Below are 4,769 nucleotides of genomic sequence, written 5' to 3'. Positions count from 1 at the left end.
TAGGCGCGGCCTCACAAGGGTATCTTCAAAAATTAAGGGAAGGCAGGTATTGCGGCAGCAATACCTGCCTCTCTTATGCGCTTTTTGCGGCATTTAGGGAACCAACCACACCAATATCGGTGTAGTGGATCTCCACGGTTTGCCTGACATGCTTGGACCACTTCACGTCCTTCTCATGCACCACGATCTTCTCAATGAACAGCCGCAGCAGTTCCGGCGTCAGTTCCAAGATATCAGTATAGCGTTTCGCCTTGGCAATGAAACTGTCCGTACCAGAAACCGTTGCTTTTAGTTTCTCAACCGTCCGTTCTTTTTGGGGGATAGCGGTCTTTAACTGTTCCTGTTCCGCAACATAACTGGCAGACAGCGATTGGAACTGTTCCACCGTGATGCGTCCAAGCACGGAATCCTCATACAGCCGCTTGAAGATGGCTTCCAGTTCCGCGCTCCGCTTTTGCATGTTGGATAGTTCCAATTCCTGCCTGCGGATCTCCCGCCGGAGCTCTGCAGACTGGCGGTCGCAGATGTAAGCGGCAAACGCCTGTGTCTGCCCCCGTGCCAGCGCCGTCACGCGCCGGATGTCCTCCAGCACGATCTCGTCCAGAACACATTCCCGTATGTAGTGGGCCGTGCAGACCTCGCCCCCCTCTTTCTTATAGGTGCGGCAGGTGAAATTGTTTTGCGTCGGTTTCATCGTGTGCGCCCAGTGGAGGACCATCGTTGCCCCGCAGTCAGCACAAACTACCATACCGGAGTATTTGTTCTGCTCACCCATGTTGGTGCGCCTGCGTTTGTGCTGCCGCACCCTCTGGACGATGTCCCAGGTCTCCCTGTCGATGATGGCCTCATGACTGCCCTCGACCACCATACACTCCTCGCGGGGATGCTCCACCTTGCGCTTGTCTTTGTAGGACTTTGTGCTGTACTTCATGTTGACCGTGTTGCCGATGTAGAGTTCATTCTCCAGCATATCCGCCACCGTATCACTGTTCCAGTTATATGGCTTGTCCAGATCCAGCCCCATGTGGGTAGTGCCAAACCGCTGGTAGGCGTACATAGCCGGACAAAGCACCTGTTCACCTTTCAGGATGCGGGCGATCTGACTGGGGCCGTTCCCAGCGGCACAAAGGGCGAAGATGCGGCGCACCACGGCGGCGGCCTCCTCGTCCACGATGAGTCTGCCTTTGGCCTCCTCATCCTTTTTATAGCCGTAAGGCGCCCGTGTCCCAAGCCGCTCCCCACGCTGGGCCTTTGCCCGCTGCACCGCCCGGATCTTCCGGCTGGTGTCCCGCACGAACCACTCGTTGAACAGGTTCTTAAAGGGCATCAGGTCGTTGCTCTCGGCATTCTCCGTGTCCACGTTGTCATTGATGGCGATATAACGCACCCCAAACTGCGGGAACCGTTCCTCGATGTAAAGCCCGGTGTGCAGTTGGTTGCGGCCCAGACGGCTGAGATCTTTGGTGATGATGATCCCGATCTTCCCGTCCTCCATGTCAGCCATCATGCGCTGGAAATCCGGCCGGTTGAAACTGGCCCCAGAGTACCCGTCATCCACATAGAACTGCGGGTCAGGAAAGTGATGGTCGATAGCGTACTGTTCCAATATTCTCTTTTGGTTTTGGATACTGTTGGATTCCCCGTCCAGCCCGTCATCCTGACTTAAGCGGCAGTACAGGGCAGTGATCCTCACTTGGTTTGACTGTTTCATGCAAGCCTCCTTATTCTCCGTCAAACCGTTCAGAGCTTGTGTCATGTTAACTCTGAATGGGCAGAAAGTCCACCCTTTCAGGCGCACTGTTTCTCTTTTTTCAGTTCCATGTCGATGAGCGTTTTCAGTTTATCCTCCGGCGTGCATTTCCCATCTTCGGGAAAGACCGAAACCACATGGATCAGCCGGCCGTGACTCAACTGGTCGCGCTCCACACGGATAGATTTTTGTATGAACTTGTCTTTGGGCATGACGTCCCTCCTGGTTCAAAGTAAGAGGAGTCCAGCCTGTTACGCCCATGAAACGAAATACCTCTCCATATCCCTCCCGAAAAAAATGCCCAAGTGAATACCCAAACCAAGAAAAAAGAACACAGGGTGTCCCCAGGCGGGGACATCCTGTGTTCTTTTCGCAAGGAAATAGAAAGATTTGCGGCGCAAGGGTATTCATGAAGCGGATTTTTCGGGAGGGTAGTAGAGGGAGATTTTGTTTCCCAAATCTAACATGAAGGAGAGGAACCGATGAAAAACACCGGGATCACCTACAGCAGCACGGAACGGACGCCCGCTGTCCTGTCGGAGCTGGAGGGGCTGCTGCCGCTGTTGACGGAGGAGCAGTTCAACGCGCTGGAACGGGACATCCTGCAAAACGGCTGTTATGCGCCGGTCATCGTCAATGAAGATCTGGTGGTCATAGACGGCCACAACCGCAAGAGGATCTGCGAACAGCACGGCCTGCTGTACCAGATGGCGGTGTTCGCCTTCGACGATCTGCTGGAGGCCAAGCAGTGGGCGCTAGATACCCAGAAGGGCCGGCGCAACCTGGACAAGTGGGAGCTGGGCAAGATCGCCCTGAGACTCAAGCCGGAGATCGAGGCAAGGGCAAAGGCGAATATGTCCGCGGGCGGGCAGGCATTCAGACCCAGCGAGGAAGGTTCGGCAACATTGCCAAACCCGATCCCTCCTGTCAATACCCGCAAGGAACTGGCCGCCTCCGTGGGACTTGGAGAACGCACGATGGGCAAGGTCATGCAGATCGACGGACACGCCCCCGCCGCCGTAAAGGAGGCGCTGGACAAGAAAGAACTGTCTGTCAACCAGGGCTACAACATCACCCGCCAGGTGATGGACCTCCCGGAGGAAGAACGGGAACAGGCGGCGTTCATCGCAGTGAAGCTGGAAAAGGCGAAGAAGGAACTCCAGGAAAAGGACGCGGAGATCGACCGCCAGAGCAGGATCGCCGGCGTGTTCTGCAGGGCGTTTGAAAAGGCGGTGCTGCTGGAACCGACAGAGGAAAACGTGCGCATCTGGGCGGAATGCACCCGTATGACGAGGGAGGAAATGGAAGACACCGTCAAGGAGTCCCGTGAGTTATCGGAAGTGTTTGCCGTAATTGCTGACCTCATGGAGCGCATCCTGCCGGAGCGGAGCGCGCCGCTGGTGAAAGAGGGGGCGCAATGACAGCCGTATATATTCGCAGTTTGGACGTCCCATGACACGTCCAAATCTCATTTCACCACCGCAAGGACGTCTAATAACACGTCCTTGACAAAGCGAGATGGGAAATATCGTTTTTAACAGGAAAAGTAGATGAAGATCCTTGACCGCTTGAAAAGAAAAGCCCCGCGGCAGCGGGGGAACGCCGCCTCCGGCGGCGGCGACGGCAAGCATCGCGGGAATGTACATCCCGCCTGCCTGCAGGGGGTATTCCCCTGTCCCCGATGCCGCCTGCGGGCGGAAAGGAGCAAGTTATCACGAAAGAAGAACAGAAACATCACCTGCATATTGAATTGACACCGGAACAGTACCGGCTGCTGTGCAGCCAGGCCAAGTCCTGCGGCCTGACCAAACGGGCATTTCTCACCCGGCTTATCGAGGGCCAGCCGGTCAAGGCACGGCCCTCGCAAGAGATCAAAGCACTGCGGACAGAGGTACACCGCATCGGCGTGAATATCAACCAGATCGCCCGCAGCGTGAACGCAGGCGTCGCCAGACCGGAGGACGCCAGGCGCGGGCTGTACCTGCTGGAGCAGGTGTACGATCAGATTCACCGACTGGAGGGGCTGTAATGGCGGTCACGAAGATCCTGCCGAGGAGCACCGGCCTGAAACAGGCCATCCAGTATGTCCTCAACGGGGACAAGACGGACGGGCAGATCCTCACCGCCCACCTGAACTGCGACCCAGGCCTGGAGTATGAGCAGATGATGGCGACAAAGCAGGAGGTTGGAAAAAGCGGCGGCAGGCAGTGCTATCATATCATCCAGTCCTTCCGCCCCGGCGAGGTCACGCCGGAACTGGCATTCGAAATTGCCAAAGCATTTGCGGAGACCTATCTGGGTGAGTATCAGGTGGTCATTGGTACCCATGTGGACAAAGAGCACATCCAGTCGCACATCCTGTTCAACTCGGTCAACTACTTCACTGGGGAGAAATACCACATCAGCACGAGGGACTACTATCAACAGATACGAAAAATTTCAGACCGGTTATGCTGGGAACACGGCCTGTCCGTCATCATGGAGGGCAAGGCGGAAAAGGCGGTTAGTTATATCGAATGGCTGCGGCAGAGCAAGGGCCAGCCTACCTTCCGCTCCATGCTGGAGGCCGACATGCGGGAGGCCATCGAGGACGCCAACGACATCGGCCATTTCTTTCTCATCATGGAGCACAAGGGCTACGAGATCAAACACGGGAACCGTCTTGCCTTCCGCCTGCGGGGACAGGAGCGGTTCATGGTACCCGGCCGGAGGGATCCGCTATTCACCGAGGATGGCATCCGCGCCGCCATTGCGGGGAACCTGGATGCGATCACGGCGGGGACGAGACCGGCTATCCTCTACAGGCCGCAGTACAAGCCATACCGCAGGCATCCCAAATACACCGGCTTTCTGGCGCTGTATGTACATTACCTCTATCTGCTGGGCAAGGTGGAGCAGCGGCAGTACCCGTCGAAGATGACACCCCACCTGCGGAAAGAACTGATGAAGTTCGAGCAGTACAAAGCGCAATTCGCCTTCCTGCGGGAGCATGGCACTGCCACGGCAGAGGACCTGCAGG

General features: G+C 56.5%; 5 protein-coding genes. 3 read left to right on the top strand and 2 right to left on the bottom strand.

All coding sequences use genetic code 11. The features are described from left to right. Nucleotides 1–73 precede the first annotated feature (73 nt). Nucleotides 74–1,711: a recombinase family protein gene (locus tag ACYQ3S_RS15450; protein WP_459690246.1), complete on the bottom strand. Its 1,638-nt coding sequence runs from the start codon at nucleotides 1,709–1,711 to the stop codon at nucleotides 74–76. A gap of 77 nt (nucleotides 1,712–1,788) precedes the next feature. Next, nucleotides 1,789–1,962, bottom strand: coding sequence for a hypothetical protein (locus tag ACYQ3S_RS15445; protein WP_459690244.1), 174 nt, complete (start codon nucleotides 1,960–1,962; stop codon nucleotides 1,789–1,791). Nucleotides 1,963–2,232: 270 nt separating this feature from the next. Between ACYQ3S_RS15445 and ACYQ3S_RS15440 the strand changes: the two genes are divergently transcribed. From ACYQ3S_RS15440 to ACYQ3S_RS15430, 3 genes are all read left to right on the top strand, one after another. After that, complete coding sequence (locus ACYQ3S_RS15440) at nucleotides 2,233–3,171, top strand: hypothetical protein (protein ID WP_459690243.1); 939 nt, start codon at nucleotides 2,233–2,235, stop codon at nucleotides 3,169–3,171. 260 nt (nucleotides 3,172–3,431) lie between these two features. After that, a complete protein-coding gene (locus ACYQ3S_RS15435; RefSeq protein WP_459690241.1) occupies nucleotides 3,432–3,779 on the top strand; it encodes a plasmid mobilization protein in 348 nt (115 codons plus the stop codon). Further along, nucleotides 3,779–4,769, top strand: a 991-nt coding sequence (locus tag ACYQ3S_RS15430) for a relaxase/mobilization nuclease domain-containing protein (protein ID WP_459690239.1), incomplete at its 3' end; no start/stop codon positions are given. The genes ACYQ3S_RS15435 and ACYQ3S_RS15430, both read left to right, overlap by 1 nt.

The sequence above is a fragment of the Agathobaculum sp. TL06 genome (genome assembly GCF_054658635.1).
This window is presented reverse-complemented; position numbering and strand designations above follow the sequence as displayed.

Excerpts from the sequence above, each read along its gene's own strand:
- ACYQ3S_RS15450 (WP_459690246.1), bottom strand. The coding sequence starts at position 1,711 with ATGAAACAGTCAAACCAAGTGAGGATCACTGCCCTGTACTGCCGCTTA.
- ACYQ3S_RS15445 (WP_459690244.1), bottom strand. The coding sequence starts at position 1,962 with ATGCCCAAAGACAAGTTCATACAAAAATCTATCCGTGTGGAGCGCGAC.
- ACYQ3S_RS15440 (WP_459690243.1), top strand. The coding sequence starts at position 2,233 with ATGAAAAACACCGGGATCACCTACAGCAGCACGGAACGGACGCCCGCT.
- ACYQ3S_RS15435 (WP_459690241.1), top strand. The coding sequence starts at position 3,432 with ATGCCGCCTGCGGGCGGAAAGGAGCAAGTTATCACGAAAGAAGAACAG.